A 22,072-nucleotide genomic window follows, 5' to 3' on the forward strand; every position below is an offset into this window, starting at 1 on the left:
GACTCCCTCCGGTGAGTAGTGATGAAAAAGTGTTCAGAACACCGGAGGCAGTGTAGCAATCAGCCCGCGTTTTTTCGCCGGGCCCGCACCGCGGCCGCCAACCCCTGCAGCACCGGCACCGTCTGGTCCCAGCCGATGCAGGCGTCGGTCACGCTCACGCCGTGCTGCAGCGGCTGACCGGCCACGATGTCCTGCCGGCCTTCTTCGAGGTGGCTCTCGATCATCACGCCGGTGATGCGTGCGTCGCCCGCGGCGATCTGCTCACCCACCGCAGCCGCCACCTCGATCTGCCGGCGGTGCTGCTTGCTGCTGTTGGCGTGCGAGACGTCGACCATCACCTGCTCGCGCAGTCCGGCCGACTTCAGCAGCCCGCAAGCTGAGTCCACATCGGCCTTGCCGTAGTTGGGCGCCTTGCCGCCGCGCAGGATCACGTGGCAGTCCTGGTTGCCGCGGGTCTCGAAGATCGCGGCCTGGCCCATCTTGGTCATGCCCATGAAGGCGTGCGATGCCTGCGCGGCCTGGATCGCGTCGCTGGCCACCTTGATGCCGCCGTCGGTGCCGTTCTTGAACCCGACCGGACACGACAGGCCCGAGGCCAGCTGGCGGTGGCTCTGGCTCTCCGTCGTGCGCGCGCCGATCGCGCCCCAGCTCACCAGGTCGCTGATGAACTGCGGCGACAGCAGGTCGAGGAACTCGGTGCCGACCGGCAGGCCGACCTCCAGCACATCCAGCAACAGCTTGCGTGCCATTTCCAGCCCTTCGTTGATCGCGAAGCTGCCGTCCAGGTGCGGGTCGTTGATGTAGCCCTTCCAGCCCACGGTGGTGCGCGGCTTCTCGAAGTACACGCGCATGACGACCAGCAGCTCGTCCTTGAGCGCATCGGCCTGCGCCTTCAGGCGCCGCGCGTAGTCCATGGCCTGGTCGTGGTCGTGGATCGAGCAGGGGCCGACGACGACGATCAGGCGGTCGTCCTGGCCGTGCAGCACGCACGAGAGCGCGGCGCGGCTGGACTCGACCAGGGCCTGCGCGGCCGGCGGCGTGGGCAGCCATTCCTGCAGCAGCGCGGGCGTGATCAGCGGCCGCACCGCGCCGATGCGCAGATCGTCGACGCGGGTGGTGTCGTGGGTGGAGAGGGCGGGGGTGGTGGGGACGTGGGCGCTCATGCGCCGATTGTCGCCGGGGAGCGTGCGGACTCTATTTCTTCAGATGCCGATAGACCAGGCCGCGCGAAACTCCGAGCTGCCGCGCGGTGCGCGCGACGTTGCCGCCGTTGGCCTGCAGCGTTTCCTCGACCAGGCGTTGCTGGGTGGCGGCGAGCGAGGTCGCTTCGGGTGGCGCAGGCGGCTCGGGTTCGACCAGTGGCGCGGCCTCCGGGGCAGCGGCCGGCTCGGGTGCGGCCGACCACGCCACCGCGTGCTGCATGTTGATGCCGTCGCGCAGACCCAGCGTGGCACGCACCCAGATGCCCAGGCCGCTGGGCAACTGCAGGCGCTGCGCCTCACTGGCACCACAGAGCGACAGCAACTGGCCCAGGTCGGCACCGAAGAATTCGTCGACGCTGCCGATGGCCTGTCGCGCAGGGCGTCCCAACAGACTGTGTCCGGTGGCATTGAGCCAGACCACCTGCCCGTGGCTGTCCACGCCAGCCAGGCCCTCCATTGGAGTGCCCAGCAGCGAGGGCGCGGCCTGGAAGTGCAGCACCAGGTGTTCGTCCGACTGGGCCTGCAGCAGCCGGTTTTCGATCGAGGTCGCGTACACGCCGACCACGGCCGCGGCATCGAAACCGAAGCCCCGCGCTTCGGTCGAGACGTCGAGCACGCCGACCAGTCGGCCGTGCATGTCGCGGATCGGCGCGGCCGCGCAGCGCACCCCGCCGAACAGGTCGTAGAAGTGTTCGCAGCCCTGCACCGTGCAGGCCATGCCGGTGTGCACCACGATGCCGGGGGCGGTGGTGCCCAGCACGCCCTCGGCCAGATTCACGCCCACGCGCGTCGCGGCGTCGAGCACCTTCTGCTGCGGGTCCCCTGAGCCGCGGGACACGTGCACGATCACGCCGGCTGCGTCGGTCAGCATCAGGCGGCTGGCGGTGCCGGCGAGAGTGGCCTCGAGTTGCTGCAGGTCGCCATGGGCCGCGGCAAGCAGGCGCCGGTTGCGCGCCAGCGTGGCGCTCAGCGCGCTGCGGTTGACCGGGTCCAGCGCAGGCATCTTGTGCGCCGTGTGGCCCTGCGCGCGGCTGCGGCTCCAGGAGCGGATCACCGCTTCGCTCACCAGGCCGGCAGGGTGCTGCTGCTCCTCGAAGAAACGCTGGCGCGCCAGCGCCGCCCGTTGATCGGGCGTCTGGAAGAAGGGCTGCGCGGGCAGGTCCTGGGTGGACAGATTGCGGATCGGGGAACGCATGTGGTCGCGTTGAAGGGAACCCGCAGCTTCGGCAGTGCCACCTTCGGCAACAAGCGGGAAAACCCGAGAAGCTGTCGCGCCCGGGTGTTCCACCGCAGAACACTTTTCCCACCGGGAAAACCCGGGCGTGATCGACAGCCCCCGAATTCCCACAATGAAAAGCGCAGGAGACAACAACGAGGGGCATCCCTCACCACAGGAGACGAGACATGAACAAGACCAACCTCTGGCTGGGTGGCGCGGCGCTGTCGCTGCTGCTCGGCGGCGTGCAGGCGCAGAGCCTGGACGACCTCAAGCGCGACAACGCGACCCCCGGCGACGTGCTCACCTACGGCATGGGCTACAACAACCAGCGCTACAGCCCGCTCAAGCAGATCAACGCCAAGAACGCCGGCAAGCTGCGCCCGGTCTGGGCCTACAGCCTGAACAACCCGCAGGGCCAGGAGTCGCAGCCCATCGTGCACAACGGCGTGATGTACGTGACCACGCACAACGCGACCGTCGCGCTCGACCCCGCGACCGGCAAGCAGATCTGGAAGCAGGACATCGAACTGCCGCAGGACGTGTTCAAGATGGCCTGCTGCGGCATCCTCAACCGCGGCGCCGCGATCTACGACGGCAAGCTCTACCGCGCCACCCTCGATGCCCACGTCATCGCGCTGGACGCCAAGACCGGCAAGCAGCTGTGGAAAAGCAAGGCCGCCGACTACGCCAACGGCCAGGCCATGACCAGCGCGCCGCTGATCGCCAACGGCGTCGTGATCACCGGCATCGCCGGCGGCGAGTACGGCACGCGCGGCTTCATCGACGGCTGGGATCCGGCCACCGGCAAGCACCTGTGGAAGTTCTACACCACGGCCGCGCCCGACCAGAAGGGCGGCGACACCTGGTCCGGCGACTCGCACGCCAAGGGTGGTGCCCCGACCTGGCTGACCGGCGCCTACGACCCCGACCTCGACATCGTCTACTGGGGCACCGGCAACGGCGGCCCGTGGAACCCGAACGCGCGTCAGGGCGACAACCTCTACATCGCGTCGGTCGTGGCGATCCGGCCCAAGACCGGCGAGCTGGTCTGGCACTACCAGTTCAGCCCGAACGACCCGTACGACTACGACGCCACCGAAGTCGGCATGCTGGTCGACATGAAGATCGGCGGCAAGGACCGCAAGGTGCTGGCGCAGGCCAACCGCAACGGCTTCTTCTACGTGCTCGACCGCGCCAACGGCGAGCTGCTCGCGGCCAACCCGTACGTGAAGGTCAACTGGGCCGACCGCATCGACCTCAAGACCGGCCGTCCGGTGCACAGCGAGACCGACAGGAAGGCGCGTGCCGGTGAGGACGTCGAGATCTTCCCCAGCGTGGTCGGCGGCAAGAACTGGAACCCCATGTCCTGGAACCCGGCCACCGGGCTGGCCTATGCCAACACGCTCAACATCAGCTGGCCCTACCAGCTGGCCAAGCCCGAATACAAGAAGGGCGAGTGGTACCTGGGGGTGAATTTCCGCGGCGTCAACATGCCCAAGAACGAACCGCACGGCTACCTCAGCGCGATCGACCCGATGACTGGCAAGAGCAAGTGGCAGCTGCCGTGGCCGGGCCAGCCGAGCATGGCCGGCACGCTCTCGACCGCCGGCGACCTGGTCTTCACCGGCGCGGCCACAGGCGAGTTCATCGCCGTCGACGCGGTCAAGGGCAAGAAGCTCTACGAGTTCCAGACCAGCAGCGGCATCATCGGCCTGCCCGTGACCTTCGAGCACAAGGGCAAGCAGTACGTGACCATCGTCTCGGGCGCGGGCGGCGTCTGGGCGCTGCTGGGCGACGAACGCATGTCGCAGGTCCCTGCTGGTGGTTCTGTCTGGACGTTTGCACTGGAGTGAGCATGCGTTGGAGAGAACCACTGGTGTGCGCGCTCGCCCTCACGGGGGCGGCGCTCGCACAATCCAACACGGTGCCGGCCGAAGCGGTGCCGGTGCCGATGCCGCTGTCCACACCCTTCACCGCCGAGGCGGTGGAGAAGGGGCGTGAGCAGTTCCACCGCACCTGTGCGCAGTGCCACGGCCGCAACATGGTCAACTCGGGCACGACGGTGTACGACCTGCGCAAGTTCCCGACCGAGCAGCGCGAGCGTTTCTACAACTCGGTGACCAACGGCAAGGGCAACATGCCTTCGTTCAAGGGCGCGCTGGAGCCGGAGACGATCGAGATGCTGTGGAACTACGTGGCCACAAGAGGAGGCAAGGAACTGTGAGCCTTACTCGCGCGTTGATGGCGTCGCTGCTGTTCGGACCGGTGGTGGCCTTCGCGCAGGCGGCGCCGCTGACCGTCTGCATGGCGGAAGACAACCCGCCGTTTTCAATGGCGCGCAAGGGCAAGGTCACGGGCTTCGACGTGAAGGTCGCCGAGGCGGTGGCGCGCGAGCTGGGGCGGGAGCTCAAGCTGGTGCCGTTCGAGCCCGAGGTCGAGAAGGAATCGATGCTGACCCACGAGGTCAACGCGATGCTGTCGGCCGGGCTGTGTGACCTGGCCAGCGGCTTCCCGCTGCTGGCTTCCGATCTCGGGCCGCCATCGCGCGAGCGCTTCAAGACACCGGACCATCCGGGTGCGAAGCCGCCGCGCGAGCGGCCCTGGATCACCCTGGGCAATCTGGTGCCGAGCCAGCCGTACCAGGGCACGGCGCTGGTGATCGTGCAGCGCGCCGGCGAACCGCCGGTGTCGTCGCTGGGCGAACTCAAAGGCCGCAGGATCGGTGCGGTGGCGGGCACGCTTGAAGGCACGCTGGTGGCGATGTACGGGGGCGGTGCGCTCGCGAAACAGATGGTGTCGCTCGGTCAGCGCGACGACTTCTGGGCAGCGCTGGAGGGCGGCCAGGTGGACGCGATGATGGTGCCATCGGCGGCGTTCGACGCCTACCGGGTGCGCAAGCCGGGCGCGACCTTGCAGGCAGGGCCGGCGAAGCCCCTGGGGATCAATCTGGGCTGGGTGGCGCTGTCGTCGAAGACCGATCTGCTGGCCGTGGTAGACCGGGTGGTGGCGCGCGCTTCGGATTCGGGCGAGTTGCAGGCTTGGGCGCGGGAGGCGGGCCTTTCGTGGCAGGCGCCTTCTCTGCCCGCCGTCGCGGTGACGCTGTCCCTGGCGGGGTTGCTGAAGGACTGAGACTCCCGGGGCTCAGACTGGCGATACCAGCTGACGCGCAAAGAACTTCGGCAGCGAAGCCTTGGTGCAAGACTGCAAGGCACAGAGAAACGCGTGGTCGGGACGTGCGACACCGTGTTTGAGCAGCAGGTCGTGCCGGATGCGCCCCAGCAGCTCCGTCGCCATCTCCGCATCCGCCAGCGCCCGGTGTGCCTTCCCTGTTCGCGGCAGGCCGAACCAGTCCACCAGCGAGCCCAGCTTGTGGCTCGGCGCCTCCGGATACAGCCGGCGTGACAGCAGCACCGTGCAGGCGTAGGGCTGCATCGCGGGCAGGCCACACAGCGCCAGCTCCGCCTGCCAGTAGCGCCGGTCGAACGACGCGTTGTGCGCCACCATCGGCGCATCGCCGACAAACCGCGCCGCCTCGGCCATCACCTGCGACGCCGGTGGCGCCGCCTGCACCATCGCGTTGGTGATGCCGGTCAGCTGCGTGATGAAGCCCGGGATGGTCACGCCCGCATTCATCAGGCTCTGGTATCGGTCGACCACGCGCCCGCCTTCGGTCATCACGATCGCGACCTCGGTCGCGCGGTCGCCCAGGCCGGGCGAGGTGCCCGTGGTTTCGAAGTCGATGACGGCAATGCGGCTCATGCGGGGGATCTGGCGGTGGCGCGCGGCAGGCGCAGAAGGAAGGCGACACCGCCTTCGGTATTGGTGGCGGTGATGGTGCCACCCATCTTGGCCATGTAGGTGCGCGCGACGAACAGGCCCTGGCCGCGGCCCTCGCCTTGCGCGCCGGCCGCGCCGTCGCTCACACCGTACTCGAAGATCTTGTCCAGCAATTCTTCGGCAATCGCCGGACCGAAGTTGTGGATGCGCAAGGTGGCCATGGTCTCGTCGGCCGACAGGGCCAGCGTGATGGCCGAACCTACGGGGCGGTAACGGTCGGCGTTGCGCAGCACATGCGTCACCACATCCTCCAGCGAGTGTTCGTCGGCCTGCACCCAGACCGGCGCCCCGGCTGGCGTGTAGACCACGTCCGCGATGCCCGCGTATGGCGCGTTCTCGGCCACGTGGCGCAGGAAGTTGTCGATGTCCAGCGCGTCGACCTCGACCGTGGCCGAGGTGATGGCCTCGCTGGGGGATGCGGTGCCGTAGAGCACGCGCACGGCCTGCTGCATGCGGTGCACATAGCGGTGGCTCGGGTCCTGCGGCTGGCCGTGCAGCACCATCAGCGACTGCAGCGGTGACATGATCTCGTGGCCCACGGCGTGCCACATGTCGCGCTCCTGCTCGTTGCGCAGGTGTTCGCGCCGCACGCCCTCTTTCACCCGCTGCAGCAGCGCCGCCAGCGTGCTCGCCAGAATGCCCATCTCGTCGCGCCCGGCCATGTCGCTCACATCCAGCTCACCCAGCCGGCGCTCGACCTGTGGATCCTGCATGTTGTAGTTCAGTGCCGCCGCGCGCTTGGTCAGCAGCGCCACCGGCCGGATCAGGCCCAGCTCGATGAACAGCCAGGCCAGGACGATCGCGCCCAGCATCGCGCCCACGTACCAGCTCATGCGGGTCGCGGTCGCACTCAGCTGGCGGTCCACGCTGGCCAGGTCGCCGGTCAGCGTCAGGCGGTAGCGGCCGCTGGAGCTGGTGATGGTTTCACTGGCCTGCACCTGGGTGCGGGTGTCGTCCGAGGGCAGGCGCAGGATCAGGCGCGTCAGCCAGGGCGCGGCGACCTCGTCGCCCTGCGCCTGTCCGCGCAGCTGCGTCACCAGCCGCGCCGCATCGCCGCCCAGGCGCTGGATGCGCAGCACCTCGCCAGCGGACAGCGTGGTCGCCAGGTGCTGCAGCGAAAACGGCTGCACAGCGCCGGCGCGCGCGCTGTCGAACTGGACCGCACCTTCCGGTCCGATCCACTGCAGGCGCAGCGTGGTCCGGCCAAGGTCGGCCGGCGGCCATGTGCGTGCGGGACTGGCGAACAGCGCGGCGCGCCAGGCCTCGATCGGCACCCGCAGCGACAGCAGCGAGCGGCGCGCGCAGCCGGGCAGCACCTGGTCGGGCTGGGCGCAACCGGGCTCCTGCCACAGCCAGCCGCGGAAATCGCGCACCGGCAGCGAACCCTTGACCAGGGCATTGCCTTCACCCGCAAAGCCCGTCACGCGGCCGCGCAGGCCGCCGTCGCCGAGGTCGGCGGGTGCATCCCCCGGGGCCTCGAAGGGTGCCACCCACTGCTCGGCGCCACCCGCTGTTTCGGCGCGCACCACCGCGTGGCTCACCGGCGCCAGGTCCAGCGTGCCCGGCTCGCGTGCCACGGCCGGCGGCAGCACCAGGTCGGCCACCAGGTAGACCACGCCGCCTGCGTAGGCGCTGTTGCCCACGCCCACACAGAGCTGCCCGCCATCGTCCGGCCAGTGCACCGCGCAGCCACTCATCTCCACCGCCTGCCGCGCCTTGAACGGGTCCGAATAGTCCAGCGCCGAGAACGGCAGGACGACGGGTGCCAGGCCCTTGGCTGAGGGTGCGACGGCGTCGGCATTGATCAGCGCGAGCTGCCCGGTCGGGTGCCGAAGCTGCGCCGCCATGGTCGACACGGTCTGCTTGAATCCGGCCTCATAGCGCTCGCGGCTGCGCTGCTTCTCTTCCGCCAGCAAGGTCAGCGCCAGCACCACCACGGCCAGCGCCAGCAACAGGAACACACCGTGGAACACGATGCGCCGCCGGAACGCCGACAGCGGCAGCCTCGGCAGCGTCAGCGCCGGCAGCGACGGGAGATCGAGCGGACCGAACTTCAAGGGCGGGCCCAGCGAAAGCCGCGCATGGGCACGTTCTCGATCGCGTCGAAGCTCGGGTCGAGGTCGCGGAAGGCGTCGCGGATCGCGCTCACGTGCTTGCGCACGTTGTCGCGGTTGCGCCCGCTCTTGACCACCTCGAACAGGTCTTCGTAGCTCACGGTCTGACCCTTGTGCTGCACCAGCACCGCCAGGATGCGCTGTGCGGTCAGCGGCAGGTTGATGCGCTGCCCGCGCCAGGTTGGGCTGCGCTGCCACAGCGGGTCCAGGCTCAGTTCCTCGTCGGCCGCTGGCGCGGGCTCAGCGCCTTTCTGTGCGCGCGCACTGCGCAGGATGTCGAGAAAGGTTTCGACAAATTCGGCCTCGTCGAAGGTGGTCTTCTGCAGGTAGTCCCATGCGTCCAGCGCCTTCATGATGCTGCGGTAGATCGCCGCCGGCATGGCCGAGACCACCAGCACCGGAGTGCCCTGGTGCAGCTTGTTGATGGTGTTGATGATCGCCACGCCCGCGTGCCGCTCGCGGCCCAGCTCGATGTCCAGCACCACCAGGTCGTAGCGCTCGCGCGCCAGCGCGGCTTCGGCGCTGTCGCGGTCGAACCACTGGTGGATCTCCAGCTCGGGGCGGGCGGCCTGGATCCAGCCGGCCAGCTGGTTGCTGGTCGGGCGGTCGTCCTCGATGACGGCGACTTTTTGCATGGCGCCCATTATCGAAGGCCGGCCGGCGCAAGCCCTGTGAGTTTTTCTTCCGGGGCCGGCGCCATTCCCGCCCGGCGACCGCATTGAGACTTCCGCGCCTTCCCGGAACGATGCAGGGCATGGCGAACCCGCGGTTGGGTTGGCCCAACACCCCGGAGAAATCCATGCTGCTGCGTCTGAAGACCCTGACCCGATCCACCCGCCTGGCCCTGGCCCAATGGCTGCGCCGCGCGCCGGCCGCCGCGCCGGTCGCGGGCGACGACATGGCCGGGACCGAAGCCGTGTTCCGCGCCCCGCGCAAGCCCTTCCCATGGCGCCCGGTCGTGCTGACCCTGGGCACCGCCGCCATCGCCGCCGGTGCCGGCTATGTGCTGATCCAGCACCCGCCGGTGCAGCCGCTGGAGCCCGGCCACCTGGCGGTGCGCACCAACCAGCTCACGGGCAGCACCAGCGTCTGGCGCGAAGGCCCGGTGTGGCGCGTGCCCGGCCTGCACGAGGTGAGCGTCTGGTCGCTCAAGGACCGCACCTGGGTCGCGGCATCGATGGCCACGGCCAAGGGCCCCTCGCCGGCGCAGACGGTCGAGGGGCTGTCGATCGGCATGGACCTGCGGGTGCGTTACGCGATCGACCCGGCCCGGATCGGCGGCGCGAAGGCGCTGGCCCTGCCGGCCGACATCGACAGCCAGATCGTCGAACCCGCCGTGCAGGCCACGGTCTACAAGATCGTCGCGCGGCACACGGTGCGCGAGATCTTCTCGTCGCAGCGCGCCCAGATTGAACAGGACATCGAAACCCAGATCCGCGAACGCCTGCAGGCCGACGGCCTGGTGCTGCGCTCGGTGCACATCGGCCAGATCGACCTGCCGGAAGACTACCGCCGCGGCATGGAGGTGCTGCTGACCGAAGGCCTGTCGGCCGAGAAGATGCGTTACACGCTGGAACTGCGCGAGAAGCAGGTCAAGGAGAGCACGCTGACCGCCGAAGCCGAGAAGGCCCGCCGCGAAGTCGCGGCCGAAGCCGCCGGGCGCGAACAGGTGATCGCCGCGAAGGCGCAGGAAGAGGCGATGAAACACGTGCTGCCGCTCAAGCAGCGCCAGATCGAACAGCGCCAGCTCGAAGCCGAGGCCACCCGCGTGGCCCGCGTCAAGCAGGCCGAAGGCGAGGCCCAGGCGCGCCGCATCGAAGCGACCGGCGAAGCCGAAGCCCGGCAGAAGCTGGCCGACGCAGAAGCCTACCGGCTCAAGAACATCGGCAAGGTCAATGCCGAACAGATGGCGCTCGAAGGCGCGCTGATCACCAAGCACCCGCTGCTGATCCAGAAGACCATGGCCGACCGCCTGAGCGACAAGGTGCAGGTCATCATCGCGCCGCCCCACACCAACGGCTTCATCGGCAACAACCTGCTGGGCAACGTGGCCGCGGCCCCGCGCGAAGCGGGTCGCGACACCGAGATGTCCGGCGACAACGGGGAGCAGTGAGATGCGCTACCAACCGAGAACCCGCTGGGCCCGCTATCTCTGGGCCGGTACCCTGGCCATCGTGCTGGTCGCCACGCTCTACACCGCCACGGCGCGCGCCGCGACCGCGCCGGCTTCAGCGGCGACGGCACCGGCTGTAGCCGTGGGGATCGTGACGCGCGACAAGGTGGCGTTGCGCGCAGCCCCCCGCGACAGCGCCGCCAGCCAGACCCTGCTCTGGCGCGGCGAGGCGCTGGAAATTCGCGCCACCAAGGGCGACTTTCTGCAGGTCTGGGACCACCACCGCGAACGCGGCGGCTACGTGCGCGCCACGCAGCTGATGCGCGTGTCGACCGACGCCGCAGAAGCGCCGCAACTGCTGGCCTTGCTGGCCTTCGTGAGCGAGCAGCCGGGCTCGGAGCCGCTGGGCCTGGCACTGGCCGCCGCCGGCATCCAGGCCTTGCCCGCCGCTGCGCTCCAGGGGCCACAGGGCGCTGCGGTGATGGACGCCATTGGCCGCCAGGCCGAGCGGCTGGCCGAACGCGCCAGCGGCGGCACCGGCCGCGCCGACGAGCCGTTGCTGACCGCGCATCTGGACGTGGCGCGCCGCCACGGCATTCAAATGATCACGCGCGAGGCCGACGGCCGCATGACCGTCTGCTACGAAGGCGATGCGTACCGCCGCCTGCTCGCCATGTCCGCCGCCAGCGCCGAACAGAAGGCGCGCGCCGCGCTTGCGCTGACCCGTGCCGAGTGTCTGGAAACGCCGGCCCGCGCCGCCGAACGCGAGGCGCTGGACGAAGGCCTGGCCGACCTGCTGGCCCGCGCCGATGTGCCTGCGCTGCCCGCCCACTGGCGCGCCCGCCTGGCGACACGCCAGGCCGAGGTCTGGAGCCGCATCGCCTACGCCCGCGCCCAGCGTGGCAGCACCGACACCGCGCGCGGCGCCGCCCAGCGTGCGATCGACGCCATCGGCCGCAACGACAAGGCCGAGCTGGTCGACGACGACCTGAACCGGTTCCACGCCGCCGCCGTGCGTGTCAACGCCGTTCGCTGGGCTGCGGTGCCTGCGGTGACCTCGGCTGGTCGCCTGACCGTCACCACGCGCCGTGCCGACGACGGTCAGACCTGTGTGAGTCTGCGCGACCCGAAGGCGAAGGCCGACACTCCCGCACTGACCGAGCGCTGCAGCTGGGGCCAGGTCTGGGCCGCCTCGGCCGCGCCCAACCGCGAAGGCACGGCACTGGCCCTGGCGGTGCAGCCGGTCGATGGCTGGCGCGAGCTCTGGGTGTTCCGCAAGGACGCCAGTGGCTGGAACGTGCAGGTGCTGCCGCCGGCCGCGTTGCAGCCGGGCACGGGCTACGCCGAGTTCGCGGGCTGGGAGCCGGGCGGCCAGCGCCTGCTGGTGGCGCGCGAAGCGATGGCCGAAGGCAAGACCATCCGCCGCTTCGAAGTGGTCAACGTCGCGACGCTCACCCCCGAGCGCACCGCGTTCGACGCCGAAGCCCTCGGCCCGTTCAGCCGCTGGCCTGACCCGGCATGGAAGCGCGACTCGCTGGCGCTGCGGTGAGCCCCGGGTGCTCGGGCGCTCCTCAGGCGGCTGGTCGCCAGCCCAGACCGTCCGAGGTGCCGCGCGGGACCGCGCCGCGCGCCGGCCGGTATTCACACCCCACCCAGCCCTGCCAGCCGCAGGCAGCGGCCACCTCGTCGATCACCTCGAACAGGTAGGGGTGGTTCAGCTCGCCCAGGTCGGGCTCGTGGCGCATAGGCACTCCGGCGATCTGGAAGTGGCCCACGCGACCGTTGGGCAGGTATTGGCGGATCTTCATCGCCACATCGCCTTCGACGATCTGGCAGTGGTACAGGTCGAACTGCACCTTGAGGTTGGGCGCACCGATGGCCTGCACGATGCGGTGCGCCTCGTCCTGGCGGTTCAGGAAGAAGCCCGGGATGTCGCGGGTGTTGATGGGTTCGATGAGCACGTCACGCCCGGCGCCCTGCGCCATCTCGGCCGCCCACGCGAGGTTGCCTTCGTAGGTGGCCTGCAGCGCGGCGCGCTCGGCCCCGGCGGGCGCCAGGCCAGCCATGACGTGGACACGCGGACAGTCGAGGGCGAGCGCGTAGTCCAGCGCCTGCGCGAAGCCGGCGCGGAATTCAGTCTCGCGGCCAGGCAGGCAGGCCAGGCCGCGCTCGCCCGCGTCCCAGTCGCCCGGTGGCGCGTTGAACAGCACCTGCTGCAAGCCGTGGTCCTTCAGGCGCTGCGCGATGTCGCTGGCCGCAAACGCATAGGGAAACAGGTACTCCACCCCTTTGAAGCCGTCGGTCGCGGCGGCGGCGAAACGGTCCAAAAAGGCGTGCTCGTTGTAGAGCATGGTGAGGTTGGCGGCGAAGCGGGGCATGGGGTTCTCGTTCGGCAAAAAAAGGCGTCACCAGGCGGCGCCGAACTGCTCGCGCAGCTCGGCGATCTGATCGGGACTAAGAGGTGCGGCACGGGTCAGCAGCCACAGGCGCGCGGTTTCTTCCAGCTCTTCGAGCACGGCGCTGGCCTCGGCCGGCGAACGGTGCCACACATTGGGGCCTAGGCGGTCCAGCATCACCGCGCGGATCGGTGTGCCAGCCGACTGCATCTGCGCGATGCGCCGGGCCACGCGCTCACCCACCACCGGGTCGCCGGGGCGGTGGTACGGGATGAGCGGTACATGCCCAACCTTCATCACGAAGTACGGCGTGATGGGCGGCAGCAGATCGTCACAGGCCGGATCCTCAGAGCCCAAGCCCTGACCCAGCGACACCGCCACTAGGTGCGTGGAATGGGTGTGGATCACGCAGCGCGCCAGCGCATCGGCGCCGTAGATGCGCCGGTGCAGCGTGAGCGTCTTGGAGGCCCGGTCGCCGCTGGTCTGCACGCCGTCTTCGTCCACCTTGGCCAGGCGCGCCGGGTCCAGCGTGCCCAGACAGGCGTCGGTGGGCGTGATCAGGTAACCGCCGTCCGGCAGCCGCACGCTGATGTTGCCGGCCGTGGCGTGCACATAGCCGCGGGCGAACAGCGAGGCGCCGACGCGGCAGATCTCATCGCGCAGATCGAGTTCGGTCATGGCTGCGACGATAGCTGCGCAAACGCTTTGGTGAAAAAGTCGGTGCTGCCGAAGTTGCCCGATTTCAGGGCCACGTGCACCGGCTCGCCGGGGCACAGCGGCGTATCCACCGCGGTCCAGGGCACGCCAGGGTCGATCTGCGGGCCGATCGCCATCCGCTGCACGCCCAGAGCCTGTACCACCGCGCCTGAGGTTTCGCCCCCAGCCACCAGCAGCTGGCGCACGCCGCGCTGCACCAGGCCGGACGCGATGCGCGAGAGCGTGTGTTCGACCATCTCGCCCGCCTGGGTCACCCCCAGCTTTTCCTGCACTGCGCGCACGGCGGAAGGTTCGGCGGTGGCGTAGAGCAGTACCGGGCCGCTGGCCAGCAGCGGTTCGGCCCAGGCCAGGGCCTGGGCGGCCACGTCTTCACCGGCGGCGATGGTCAGCGGGTCGATAGCCAGGCTGGGCCGGCCGCTCTGCTTGAAGTGCAGCACCTGCGTGTTGGTGGCCACCGAGCAGCTGCCCGACACCACGGCCTGCAGACCACGCGCAGGCGGCAGCGCGTCGGCGCGCACCTCGGCTCCGCGGGTCTGCAGTTGCGGCCAGTTCTGCGGCAGGCCGATGGCGATGCCAGAGCCGGCGGTCACCAGCAGCATGCCCGCCAGCGCCTTGCCGATCGACATCAGGTCTTCATTGCTCACGGCGTCCACCACCGCCACACCCACGCCTTCGGCCTGCAGCGCGGCAAAGCGCTCGCGGATCGCCTGCGGGCCGGCGGCCACCGCGTCCTGCGCCACCAGGCCCACCTTGCGCCGGGTCTGTGCCTGCATCACGCGCACCAGGTTGGCGTCGGTCATGGGGGTGAGCGGATGGTGACGCATGCCGCTGTCGGACAGCAGCACGTCGCCCACGAACAGGTGGCCCTTGAACACCGTGCGCTGGTTCACAGGAAAGGCCGGGCAGGCGATGGTGAAGCCCTGACCGGGGCCGTGCAGCGCGTCGAGCAGCGCTTCGGTGACCGGGCCGATATTGCCTTCAGGGGTGGAGTCGAACGTGGAGCAGTACTTGAAGTAGATCTGCTGCACGCCCTGGGCCTGCAGCCAGCGCATCGCGGCGAGGGACTGTTCGACGGCCTCAGCCGCGGGCACGGTGCGCGACTTGAGCGCGACCACGATGGCGTCGGCCTGCACGACCGCACCGTCGCCAGGCACGCCGATGGTCTGCACGCAGCGCATGCCGGCGCGCACCAGGTTGTTGGCCAGGTCGGTGGCGCCGGTGAAATCGTCGGCGATGCAGCCGATCAGGGGGCGGTTCATGCGGTGTCTCTCATTTCAGGGGCAGGGTGATGGCGGCGCGGTGCTCGGTCACGTACTGCGCCACCAGCGCGTCCACCGATTCGTCGGGCAACAGGCCCATGCCGCGGGCACGGGCGGCATCGAAGCGGCTGGGCCAGGCGCCGACGATGGCGGCGATGCGTTCGTCGGGCCGCCAGTCCAGCAGTGCAAGGGCTGCCACGCCCGCCACGCGCCCCAGGGCAGCGGCGATTTGGCCGACGGTGGTGCTCAGGGCGGGCAGGTTGAGCGCGGTGCGTGGTCCCCAGGCCTCGCCGCTGGTGGTCAGTGCGGCCATGAGGCCGGCGATGGTGTTGCCGGGCGAGGCCAGCGCCACCGCCGTGTCGGCGGACACCGGCACAGTGGCGCGTTGGCCGGCCAAAGGCTCGCGCACCATGCCGCTCAGGAAGCCCGAGGCCGCTCCGTTGGGCCGGCCCGGCCGGATGGCCACGGTCATCAGGCGCAGATTGCGCGCCCGCACCAGGCCGCGGCGGCCGAAGTCGGCCACCAGCAGCTCGCCCACGAATTTCTGGATGCCGTAGCTGCCCTGGGGTGCGGGCAGGGTGTCGTCGGCGATCAAGGCAGGCATGGGCAGGCCCGACATGCCACCGAACACCGCCACCGAGCTGGCGTAGACGAACAGCGGTGCGTGGCCTGCAGCACGCGCGGCCTGCAGCAGGGCGCGCGTGGTGTCGATGTTGCTGCGCAGGCCCAGGTCGAGGTCGCGTTCGCAGTCGCCGCTCACGGCCGCCGCCAGATGCACCACGGCATCGATGCCACCGAGCGCCAGCGTGCCGCTGGCCAGCAGGTTGAGTAGGTCGCCGGCGAGGACGTGCACGCGGGCATCGGCCGCCAGGTCGGCCGGCGGTGGGACCAGGTCGGTGAGCCAGAGCTGCTCAACGGCCTGCGGCGCGCCACCAGCCAGCGTCAGGTGGGGAAGGCTCAGCAGCTCACGGGCCAGCCGCGCGCCTAGGAAGCCACTGCCACCGGTGATCAGAATGCGCATCTCAGGCTCCGGCGGGCGAAGGCAGGGTGATGCCCGGGAAGATCTTGATCACGGCCGAGTCGTCTTCCTTGGCATAGCCGGCAGTCGAGGCCTGCATGAACATCTGGTGCGCCGTGGCCGACAGCGGCAGCGGGAACTTGCTGGCGCGCGCGGTGTCGAGCACCAGGCCCAGGTCCTTGACGAAGATGTCCACCGCCGACAGCGGCGTGTAGTCCGCCGCGAGCACGTGGGCCATGCGGTTTTCGAACATCCAGCTGTTGCCGGCGCTGTGGGTGATGACTTCGTAAATGTCCTCGGCCTTCACGCCTTCGCGCAGGCCCAGGGCCATGGCTTCGGCCGCGGCGGCGATGTGCACGCCCGCCAGCAGCTGGTTGATGATCTTGACCTTGCTGCCGTTGCCCGCCTTGTCGCCCAGCCGGTAGACCTTCGCGGCCATGGCCTCGAGCGCGCCGTTGGCCTTGGCGTAGGCGGCAGGGGTGCCTGAGGTCATCATGGTCATTTCGCCCGACGCCGCCTTGGCGGCGCCACCGGAGATGGGTGCGTCCAGGTACAGCAGGCCCAGCGCCGCCAGGCGCTGCTCGAACTGCACCGAGACGTTCGGGTCCACGGTGGAGCACATGATGAACAGGCTGCCCGGCCGCATGGCCGCTGCCGCACCGCCGTCGTCGAACAGCACAGCTTCGGTCTGCGCGGCGTTCACCACCACGCTGACGATCACCTCGCAGTGCGCGGCCAGCTCGGCAGGGCTGGCGCAGGCCACACCGCCGTCGGCCGCGAAGGCCTGTGCGGCTTCCATGCGCACGTCGCACACGTGCACGTTCCATCCGGCGCGGCGCAGGGAAGCAGCGATGCCACGGCCCATCGCACCCAGGCCGATCACCCCAATGCTGGCGCCCATGTTTTTGTCTGTCATGTGTTTCTCCGGAAGGGTCACTTGAAGCCCAGGGCGTGTGGCGCCCAGGTGCTCAGTGCGGGCCAGAAGGTCAGCAGCAGCAGGATCACGCCGTGTGCGACCAGGAAAGGCTTGAGTTCGCGCGTCAGAGCCGCCAGCGGGACCTTGGCCACGTTGGAGGTGACGAACAGCAGGCCACCGACGGGTGGCGTGATCATCCCGAGCGTGAGGTTGAAGATCACTACCATGGCGAAATGGATCGGGTCGATGCCCAGCTTGGCCGCCACGGGCGCCAGGATCGGCACCAGCACCATCACGCCGGGCAGCGGCTCGATGAAGATGCCGAAGATCAGCAGGAAGATGTTCACCGCGATCAGGAAGCTCACCGCGTTGAAGTTCTGCGCGGCCATCCACTCGGCCAGGGTCAGTGGCAGACCGTCCACGGTCAGCACCCAGGCGAAGGCGTTGGACATGCCGATGATGATCAGCACCGATGCGGTGAGCAGGGCCGAGCGCGAGAGGATGTCGGGCAGGGCCTGCCAGCGCAGCGTGCGGTAGATCCACTTGCCGCACACCAGGGCGTAGAACACTGCCACCACCGAGGCCTCGGTCGGAGTGAACCAGCCGGCCCGCATGCCGCCCAGGATGATCACCGGCAGCATCAGCGCGGGCAGCGCGCGCCAGCTGGTCTCCAGCTTGTCCTGCCAGGTCGCCACGTCGTCGGCACCCCGGTAGTTGCGCTGCGTGGCGACGCGCCAGTTGACCACCGCCATGCCCGCTGCGATCAGGATGCCGGGGATGAAGCCCGCAACGAACAGCGCGCCGACCGACACGCGCTCGTCCTGCAGCGCGTAGATGATCATGATGATGGACGGCGGGATGATGGGTCCGACGATGGCGGTGGCCGCCGTCAGCGCGGCGGCGTACGCGCGGTCGTAGCCGGCCTTGTCCATCATGCGGATCATCATCGAGCCCGGGCCGGCCGCGTCGGCCAGGGCCGAGCCGGAAATACCCGAAAAGAATGTCAGTGACACCACGTTGGTGTAGCCCAGGCCGCCGCGCTTGTGGCCCACGAACTGGGCCGCGAACTTCAGCAGCACCTCGGTGAGTGAGCCGCCGCTCATCAGCTCGGCCGCCAGGATGAAGAACGGCACCGCCATCAGAGGAAAGCTGTCGACGCCCTCATAGGTCTGCTTGAGCATGGCCATCAAGGGGAAGTCGCTGCCCAGCATCACGGCGGTCAGTGTGGAGATACCCAGCGCAAAGGCCACGGGCATGCCGATCGCCAGGAAGGCACAGGCGCTCAGCAACAGGATCAGACTCATGCTCATAGGGAGGCGCTCGCGTTGGCGTCAAAGTGGTCGTCGGAAGCGAAGCTGCGCGACTGCAGGTAGCCGCGCAGCACCAGGGCCATGTGCAGGGCCAGCAGCAGGCCGCCGACCGGAATGGCCGCATAGACCCACGCCATGGATATCTGGGTGGTGGGCGTCATCTGGAACTGCGCGCGCTCGACGTAGAGCACGCCGAACCAGACCATGAAGCCAAAGAAGGCGAACAGGATCAGCGCGATCAGGCCGCGCAATGCCACGGCCGCTTGCGCCGGCAGGGCGTCCTGCAGGTTCTCGACTGCGATGTGGCCGCCGTAGCGCAGCACCGGGCCCGCGCCCAGGAAGGTCAGCCAGACCATGAGGTAGCGCGCCACCTCCTCAGCCCATTCGATGGACTCGCTGGTGGTGTAGCGCAGCACCACGTTGGCGAAGATGATGAGAGCCATGGCGGCCAGCAGCAGCACCAGCGCACCGCGGTTGACCCGCATCAGGGCGGTTTCGAAGGTTTCCATGGCTCTCGCCTCGGGTTGTGTGGATGGGGGGGCGCGCGCCGACCGGCCCACCGGGAGGGGGCCAGCCGGTGGCACAGCGGGATTACTTGACGGCCTGAATGGCCGCGATCCGGTCGGCGCCGAATTCTTTGGCGTAGTTCGCGTAGGCCGGTTTGGTCGCGTCGCGGAAGCTCGCGCCATTGACCTGCCTGACAACCTGCATGCCTTCCTTTTCCAGCTGGGCGATGCCGTTGGCCTCGTCGTCGTTCACCTTCTTGCGGGTGGCGGCCACGCTGGCCTTGGCGGCGTCGGAGAACACCTTCTTGTCGGCGTCGCTGAGCTTGTTCCAGACCCGCGGCGAGGTGATCAGCAGGGCGGGCGAATACACATGGCCCGTCAGCGAGAGGTGCTTCTGCACCTGCGAGAACTTGGAAGCGAGGATCACCGGGATGGGGTTCTCCTGACCATCGACCACGCCCTGCTGCAGCGCGCCGAACACCTCGGGGAAGGCCATGGGCGTGGGCAGGATGCCGAAGGTGCGGTAGCCCTCCATGTGCACCTTGTTCTCCATCGTGCGCATCTTCAGGCCGGCGGCATCGGCGGCGCTCACGATGGGACGCTTGTTGTTGGTCATGTGGCGAAAGCCGTTCTCGCTCCAGGCAAGGGCCACCAGGCCGTGCGACTGGAACTTGGACAGCATGTCCTGCCCGATCTGGCCGTCCAGCACCTTGCGGGCGTGGTCATAGTCGCGGAACAGGAAGGGCACGTCCACGATCTTGATCTCGGGTACGAAGTTGCCCACCGGGCCGGTGGAGGTCAGCACGAAGTCCTGCGTGCCCAGCTGCACCGCTTCGATCTGTTCGCGTTCACCGCCCAGGGCGCTGGCCGGGAACACCTGGCACTTGTAGCGTCCGGCTGTGCCCTTGTCGATGTCCTCGCAGAACTTGACGGCGCCGACGTCGTAGTGCGAGCCCTTGGCGAGCACGTGGCCGATCTTCAGGACGGTCTGCGCCTGGGCGGGGGTGGCGGCGAACAGGAGCGCGCTGGTCACAGCGGCGCCGATGAGCTTGAGGGAGGGCTTGGACATCGATGTCTCCTACGGAATGGGATGGATGGCACAACCTTCGTACTTGTAGAGTTATCAGGTTGTCATACAAATTCTAGGTCGAGCCATCGCAGACTCCAGTCGGGGTTTACCCGGAAAGGATTTCAGCGGCGACGGGAGACGGGCGCTTTGCCCTGCTGCTGGCCGAGCTCGGCGCGCAGGTGATCGGCCAGCTGCTGACCGTGTTGTGCCCAGAAAGCGGGGTCGGCCTGGCCGATGCGGCGGGCGGCATTGACCATGTGGGTCGCTCCTGCCTGGCGGGCCGCGGACACATCGCCGGCTTCGATGGCCTCGACGATGGCGCTGTGCTCGGCGTGCACCGCGGCCTCGAGATCGGCGCGCGTGGCTTCGTTGGCGCGGGTGACCCGCGTGGCGTCCAGCAGGAAGCGGTTGAGGTAGCCCAGCGTCGCGAGCAGAAACGGGTTGCGCGAGGCCTGCGCGATGGCGGTGTGAAACGCGACGTCCTCCTGCACGCCGTCGCCTCCGGCCTTGACCGCCTTGCCCAGTGTCTGCAGCGCCTGCTTGATCTGCTTGAGCGATTGCGGGCTGCGGCGTGCAGCGGCAAGGGCGGCCGATTCGGCTTCCAGCGCCCGGCGAACCTCCACCATCTGGATCACCGCGTCCAGCGAGCCGTCGGGCTCCAGCAAAAGTTGTTCGAGCGCAGGGCCGGGCGCGGCCTTGACAAAGGCACCAGAGCCCTGGCGGGTCTCGATCAGGCCCAGCGTCTTCAACCGGGACATGGCTTCGCGCACCACGGTGCGGCTGACCGAGAACCGTTCCACCAGCGCCTGCTCGGTGGGCAGTTTCTGTCCGGCGGTCAGCTGCCCGTCGCGGATACCCACGGCCAGCGCGTCCGCCAGCTGCTCGGACAGGCGCGCACCGACCCTCAGAGAAGGCACGTTGTCGAGCGGGAAAAAGCGGTCTCCTGCGGCAGTCATGTCGAACTCTTCGTCTAGCTTGTATGACAACAATATAAACCTTGTTGGTGGGTGCCGGCGGCGCAACCGCCGTGCACCAACATCGGCACAGCCGCTGGCAAGAGACCGCGCCGTTGCCGCGCTTTGGTGCATCTCGGGACCCCGAACGACGACCTTGCGCGGCAATCAGCCTGGCACGCTCCATGCAATGGTGGACATCAGCATGGAGAGCGGTCTGCACACGGTGTCAGCGCTCGTGCGTAGGTCCACTAGGGTTCCGTCTGCGGCGACGCAGGGTCTGGTCCGAGAGTGGACCGGCCTCATCGCAGGCTCCACGGAGGGACAAAAGCCCGGGAGAACGACGTCAGATCGGTTCTCCTGCGCCCATCCCTCACCCATGGAGCTTCATCATGAAACTGGCTGGTCTGTTCTCTTCTCCCGCAGCGTCTTCCTCCTCCTCTTCTTCCCTGCTCGGCCGGCTGTTCAAGCCCGCCGTCGGTGCCGCCCTGGCGCTGGCGACCGCGACCAGCTTCGCGGCCGGTCCCACCAACATGAAGATCGCCACCGTCGTGTGGATCGGCTACGGCCCGTTCTACGTCGCCGAGTCGCTGGACCTGTTCAAGAAATACAACCTCAAGGTCTCGCTGCAGGTCTTCACCGACCCCGCTCTGATTCCGCCCGCCATCTCCTCGGGCGCGGTCGACGGCGGCATGCTGACCTACGACCAGGTGGTCGGCCAGGTCGCCGCGGGCAAGAGCATGAAGGTGGTCATGCCCATCGACTACTCCAACGGCGGTGATGCGATCGTGGCCGACGGCACGATCAAGTCGGTGAAGGACTTCAAGGGCAAGAAGATCGGCTACAACCCGCTCTCTCCCAGCGACTTCCTGCTGTCCTACGCGCTCAAGGTCAACGGCCTGACCGAGAAGGACATCAGCCCGGTCAGCATGACGCCAGAAGCGGTGCCGGCCGCGATGGCCTCGGGCCAGCTGCCGATCGGCGTGACCTACGAGCCCAGCCTGTCGCAGATCCTCGGCCAGGGCGGCGGCAAGAAGTTCAAGGTGGTGTTTTCCTCCAAGGACGCGCCCGGCCTGATCGCCGACGTGCTGGTGTTCGACGACAAGGCCATCAAGGCCAAGCCGACCGAGATCAGCGGCATCATCAAGGCTTACCTCGACGGCATGGCCTACATGAAGTCCAAGCCGGACGACGCGGCCAAGATCATCGGCAAGTTCATGGGCGTCTCCGCCAAGGAAGCCAAGGAACAGATGAGCGGCGTCTACAACATCCCGCTGGCCGAGATGCCCAAGGCCTTCCTGCCGGCCAAGGAAACCACCTCCTACTACGCCAGCGGCGAAGTGATCGGCCAGCTGCTCAAGGCCAAGGGCCAGATCACGACCCTGCCGGCACCCGAAGCCACCTTCGACGCGTCCATCGTCAAGACCCTGGCCAAGTAAGGCG

General features: G+C 68.7%; 20 protein-coding genes and 1 riboswitch. Of the genes, 6 read left to right on the top strand and 14 right to left on the bottom strand.

Going from position 1 to position 22,072, the window contains the following annotated elements:
- Positions 1-59: 59 nt before the first annotated feature.
- Both ACLIJ1_RS17845 and ACLIJ1_RS17850 read right to left on the bottom strand, forming a co-directional pair.
- Complete coding sequence (locus tag ACLIJ1_RS17845; RefSeq protein ID WP_411366884.1) at positions 60-1,163, bottom strand: 3-deoxy-7-phosphoheptulonate synthase; 1,104 nt, start codon at positions 1,161-1,163, stop codon at positions 60-62.
- A gap of 31 nt (positions 1,164-1,194) precedes the next feature.
- The gene (locus ACLIJ1_RS17850; protein WP_411366885.1) at positions 1,195-2,397 is read right to left on the bottom strand and encodes a helix-turn-helix domain-containing protein; all 1,203 of its coding nucleotides are present in this window, start codon (positions 2,395-2,397) and stop codon (positions 1,195-1,197) included.
- Between the two features lie 209 nt (positions 2,398-2,606).
- Here ACLIJ1_RS17850 and ACLIJ1_RS17855 point away from each other — a divergent pair, with 209 nt between their 5' ends.
- Genes ACLIJ1_RS17855 through ACLIJ1_RS17865 form a run of 3 tightly spaced genes read left to right on the top strand, consistent with a single transcriptional unit; the run spans position 2,607 to position 5,550 of the window.
- A complete protein-coding gene (locus ACLIJ1_RS17855) occupies positions 2,607-4,274 on the top strand; it encodes a PQQ-dependent dehydrogenase, methanol/ethanol family (protein WP_411366886.1) in 1,668 nt (555 codons plus the stop codon).
- Positions 4,275-4,276: 2 nt separating this feature from the next.
- Positions 4,277-4,645 (top strand): c-type cytochrome, encoded by a 369-nt coding sequence (locus ACLIJ1_RS17860; protein WP_411366887.1) that lies wholly within the window; start codon positions 4,277-4,279, stop codon positions 4,643-4,645.
- Positions 4,642-5,550 carry a substrate-binding periplasmic protein gene (locus ACLIJ1_RS17865; protein ID WP_411366888.1) on the top strand — a complete coding sequence of 303 codons (909 nt, stop codon included), beginning with the start codon at positions 4,642-4,644 and terminating at the stop codon, positions 5,548-5,550. The genes ACLIJ1_RS17860 and ACLIJ1_RS17865 overlap by 4 nt, the downstream gene beginning before the upstream one ends.
- Before the next feature lie 12 nt (positions 5,551-5,562).
- Here the strand turns inward: ACLIJ1_RS17865 and ACLIJ1_RS17870 are convergent, their stop codons facing one another.
- From ACLIJ1_RS17870 to ACLIJ1_RS17880, 3 genes are read right to left on the bottom strand one after another with little or no spacing between them, the layout of a single operon-like run.
- Positions 5,563-6,180, bottom strand: a complete 618-nt coding sequence (locus tag ACLIJ1_RS17870; protein ID WP_411366889.1) for a PolC-type DNA polymerase III — start codon at positions 6,178-6,180, stop codon at positions 5,563-5,565.
- Entirely contained in the window at positions 6,177-8,315 is a 2,139-nt protein-coding gene (locus ACLIJ1_RS17875; protein ID WP_411366890.1) for an ATP-binding protein, read from the bottom strand. Before ACLIJ1_RS17875 ends, ACLIJ1_RS17870 begins: the two co-directional genes overlap by 4 nt.
- Positions 8,312-9,007, bottom strand: a complete 696-nt coding sequence (locus tag ACLIJ1_RS17880) for a response regulator transcription factor (RefSeq protein ID WP_411366891.1) — start codon at positions 9,005-9,007, stop codon at positions 8,312-8,314. Before ACLIJ1_RS17880 ends, ACLIJ1_RS17875 begins: the two co-directional genes overlap by 4 nt.
- Before the next feature lie 164 nt (positions 9,008-9,171).
- Here ACLIJ1_RS17880 and ACLIJ1_RS17885 point away from each other — a divergent pair, with 164 nt between their 5' ends.
- Positions 9,172-10,485: an SPFH domain-containing protein gene (locus ACLIJ1_RS17885; RefSeq protein WP_411366892.1), complete on the top strand. Its 1,314-nt coding sequence runs from the start codon at positions 9,172-9,174 to the stop codon at positions 10,483-10,485.
- A gap of 1 nt (position 10,486) precedes the next feature.
- A complete protein-coding gene (locus tag ACLIJ1_RS17890; protein WP_411366893.1) occupies positions 10,487-12,034 on the top strand; it encodes a hypothetical protein in 1,548 nt (515 codons plus the stop codon).
- Between the two features lie 22 nt (positions 12,035-12,056).
- Here the strand turns inward: ACLIJ1_RS17890 and otnI are convergent, their stop codons facing one another.
- The 9 genes from otnI to ACLIJ1_RS17935 all read right to left on the bottom strand — a co-directional run bounded on the left by otnI (position 12,057) and on the right by ACLIJ1_RS17935 (position 20,632).
- A complete protein-coding gene (gene otnI, locus ACLIJ1_RS17895; RefSeq protein WP_411366894.1) occupies positions 12,057-12,863 on the bottom strand; it encodes a 2-oxo-tetronate isomerase in 807 nt (268 codons plus the stop codon).
- A gap of 27 nt (positions 12,864-12,890) precedes the next feature.
- Positions 12,891-13,559 (bottom strand): aldolase, encoded by a 669-nt coding sequence (locus tag ACLIJ1_RS17900; protein ID WP_411366895.1) that lies wholly within the window; start codon positions 13,557-13,559, stop codon positions 12,891-12,893.
- The gene (gene otnK / locus ACLIJ1_RS17905; RefSeq protein ID WP_411366896.1) at positions 13,556-14,857 is read right to left on the bottom strand and encodes a 3-oxo-tetronate kinase; all 1,302 of its coding nucleotides are present in this window, start codon (positions 14,855-14,857) and stop codon (positions 13,556-13,558) included. Before otnK ends, ACLIJ1_RS17900 begins: the two co-directional genes overlap by 4 nt.
- A 10-nt stretch (positions 14,858-14,867) precedes the next feature.
- Positions 14,868-15,878 (bottom strand): D-erythronate dehydrogenase, encoded by a 1,011-nt coding sequence (gene denD, locus ACLIJ1_RS17910; protein ID WP_411366897.1) that lies wholly within the window; start codon positions 15,876-15,878, stop codon positions 14,868-14,870.
- A 1-nt stretch (position 15,879) separates the two neighbouring features.
- Entirely contained in the window at positions 15,880-16,791 is a 912-nt protein-coding gene (ltnD, locus tag ACLIJ1_RS17915; protein ID WP_411366898.1) for an L-threonate dehydrogenase, read from the bottom strand.
- Between the two features lie 17 nt (positions 16,792-16,808).
- Positions 16,809-18,095, bottom strand: a complete 1,287-nt coding sequence (locus ACLIJ1_RS17920) for a TRAP transporter large permease (RefSeq protein ID WP_411366899.1) — start codon at positions 18,093-18,095, stop codon at positions 16,809-16,811.
- A gap of 2 nt (positions 18,096-18,097) precedes the next feature.
- A complete protein-coding gene (locus ACLIJ1_RS17925; RefSeq protein WP_411366900.1) occupies positions 18,098-18,610 on the bottom strand; it encodes a TRAP transporter small permease in 513 nt (170 codons plus the stop codon).
- A gap of 82 nt (positions 18,611-18,692) precedes the next feature.
- A complete protein-coding gene (locus ACLIJ1_RS17930) occupies positions 18,693-19,676 on the bottom strand; it encodes a TRAP transporter substrate-binding protein (protein ID WP_411366901.1) in 984 nt (327 codons plus the stop codon).
- Between the two features lie 122 nt (positions 19,677-19,798).
- The gene (locus ACLIJ1_RS17935; protein WP_411366902.1) at positions 19,799-20,632 is read right to left on the bottom strand and encodes a FadR/GntR family transcriptional regulator; all 834 of its coding nucleotides are present in this window, start codon (positions 20,630-20,632) and stop codon (positions 19,799-19,801) included.
- Between the two features lie 237 nt (positions 20,633-20,869).
- Positions 20,870-20,970: riboswitch (guanidine-I (ykkC/yxkD leader) on the top strand.
- Between the two features lie 51 nt (positions 20,971-21,021).
- Between ACLIJ1_RS17935 and ACLIJ1_RS17940 the strand changes: the two genes are divergently transcribed.
- Positions 21,022-22,068 (top strand): ABC transporter substrate-binding protein, encoded by a 1,047-nt coding sequence (locus tag ACLIJ1_RS17940; RefSeq protein ID WP_411366903.1) that lies wholly within the window; start codon positions 21,022-21,024, stop codon positions 22,066-22,068.
- The last annotated feature ends 4 nt before the right edge of the window (positions 22,069-22,072 follow it).

This window comes from Hydrogenophaga sp. RWCD_12 (assembly GCF_046604225.1).
GTDB lineage: Bacteria > Pseudomonadota > Gammaproteobacteria > Burkholderiales > Burkholderiaceae_C > Hydrogenophaga.

Bases quoted from the DNA above. Each gene is read 5' to 3' on its own strand.
- ACLIJ1_RS17940 (WP_411366903.1), top strand. From the start codon at position 21,022: ATGAAACTGGCTGGTCTGTTCTCTTCTCCCGCAGCGTCTTCCTCCTCC.
- ACLIJ1_RS17925 (WP_411366900.1), bottom strand. From the start codon at position 18,610: ATGGAAACCTTCGAAACCGCCCTGATGCGGGTCAACCGCGGTGCGCTG.
- ACLIJ1_RS17860 (WP_411366887.1), top strand. From the start codon at position 4,277: ATGCGTTGGAGAGAACCACTGGTGTGCGCGCTCGCCCTCACGGGGGCG.
- ACLIJ1_RS17890 (WP_411366893.1), top strand. From the start codon at position 10,487: ATGCGCTACCAACCGAGAACCCGCTGGGCCCGCTATCTCTGGGCCGGT.
- ltnD (WP_411366898.1), bottom strand. From the start codon at position 16,791: ATGACAGACAAAAACATGGGCGCCAGCATTGGGGTGATCGGCCTGGGT.
- ACLIJ1_RS17855 (WP_411366886.1), top strand. From the start codon at position 2,607: ATGAACAAGACCAACCTCTGGCTGGGTGGCGCGGCGCTGTCGCTGCTG.
- ACLIJ1_RS17880 (WP_411366891.1), bottom strand. From the start codon at position 9,007: ATGCAAAAAGTCGCCGTCATCGAGGACGACCGCCCGACCAGCAACCAG.
- ACLIJ1_RS17900 (WP_411366895.1), bottom strand. From the start codon at position 13,559: ATGACCGAACTCGATCTGCGCGATGAGATCTGCCGCGTCGGCGCCTCG.
- otnK (WP_411366896.1), bottom strand. From the start codon at position 14,857: ATGAACCGCCCCCTGATCGGCTGCATCGCCGACGATTTCACCGGCGCC.
- ACLIJ1_RS17845 (WP_411366884.1), bottom strand. From the start codon at position 1,163: ATGAGCGCCCACGTCCCCACCACCCCCGCCCTCTCCACCCACGACACC.
- ACLIJ1_RS17870 (WP_411366889.1), bottom strand. From the start codon at position 6,180: ATGAGCCGCATTGCCGTCATCGACTTCGAAACCACGGGCACCTCGCCC.
- denD (WP_411366897.1), bottom strand. From the start codon at position 15,878: ATGCGCATTCTGATCACCGGTGGCAGTGGCTTCCTAGGCGCGCGGCTG.
- ACLIJ1_RS17850 (WP_411366885.1), bottom strand. From the start codon at position 2,397: ATGCGTTCCCCGATCCGCAATCTGTCCACCCAGGACCTGCCCGCGCAG.
- ACLIJ1_RS17920 (WP_411366899.1), bottom strand. From the start codon at position 18,095: ATGAGTCTGATCCTGTTGCTGAGCGCCTGTGCCTTCCTGGCGATCGGC.
- ACLIJ1_RS17885 (WP_411366892.1), top strand. From the start codon at position 9,172: ATGCTGCTGCGTCTGAAGACCCTGACCCGATCCACCCGCCTGGCCCTG.
- otnI (WP_411366894.1), bottom strand. From the start codon at position 12,863: ATGCCCCGCTTCGCCGCCAACCTCACCATGCTCTACAACGAGCACGCC.
- ACLIJ1_RS17935 (WP_411366902.1), bottom strand. From the start codon at position 20,632: ATGACTGCCGCAGGAGACCGCTTTTTCCCGCTCGACAACGTGCCTTCT.
- ACLIJ1_RS17930 (WP_411366901.1), bottom strand. From the start codon at position 19,676: ATGTCCAAGCCCTCCCTCAAGCTCATCGGCGCCGCTGTGACCAGCGCG.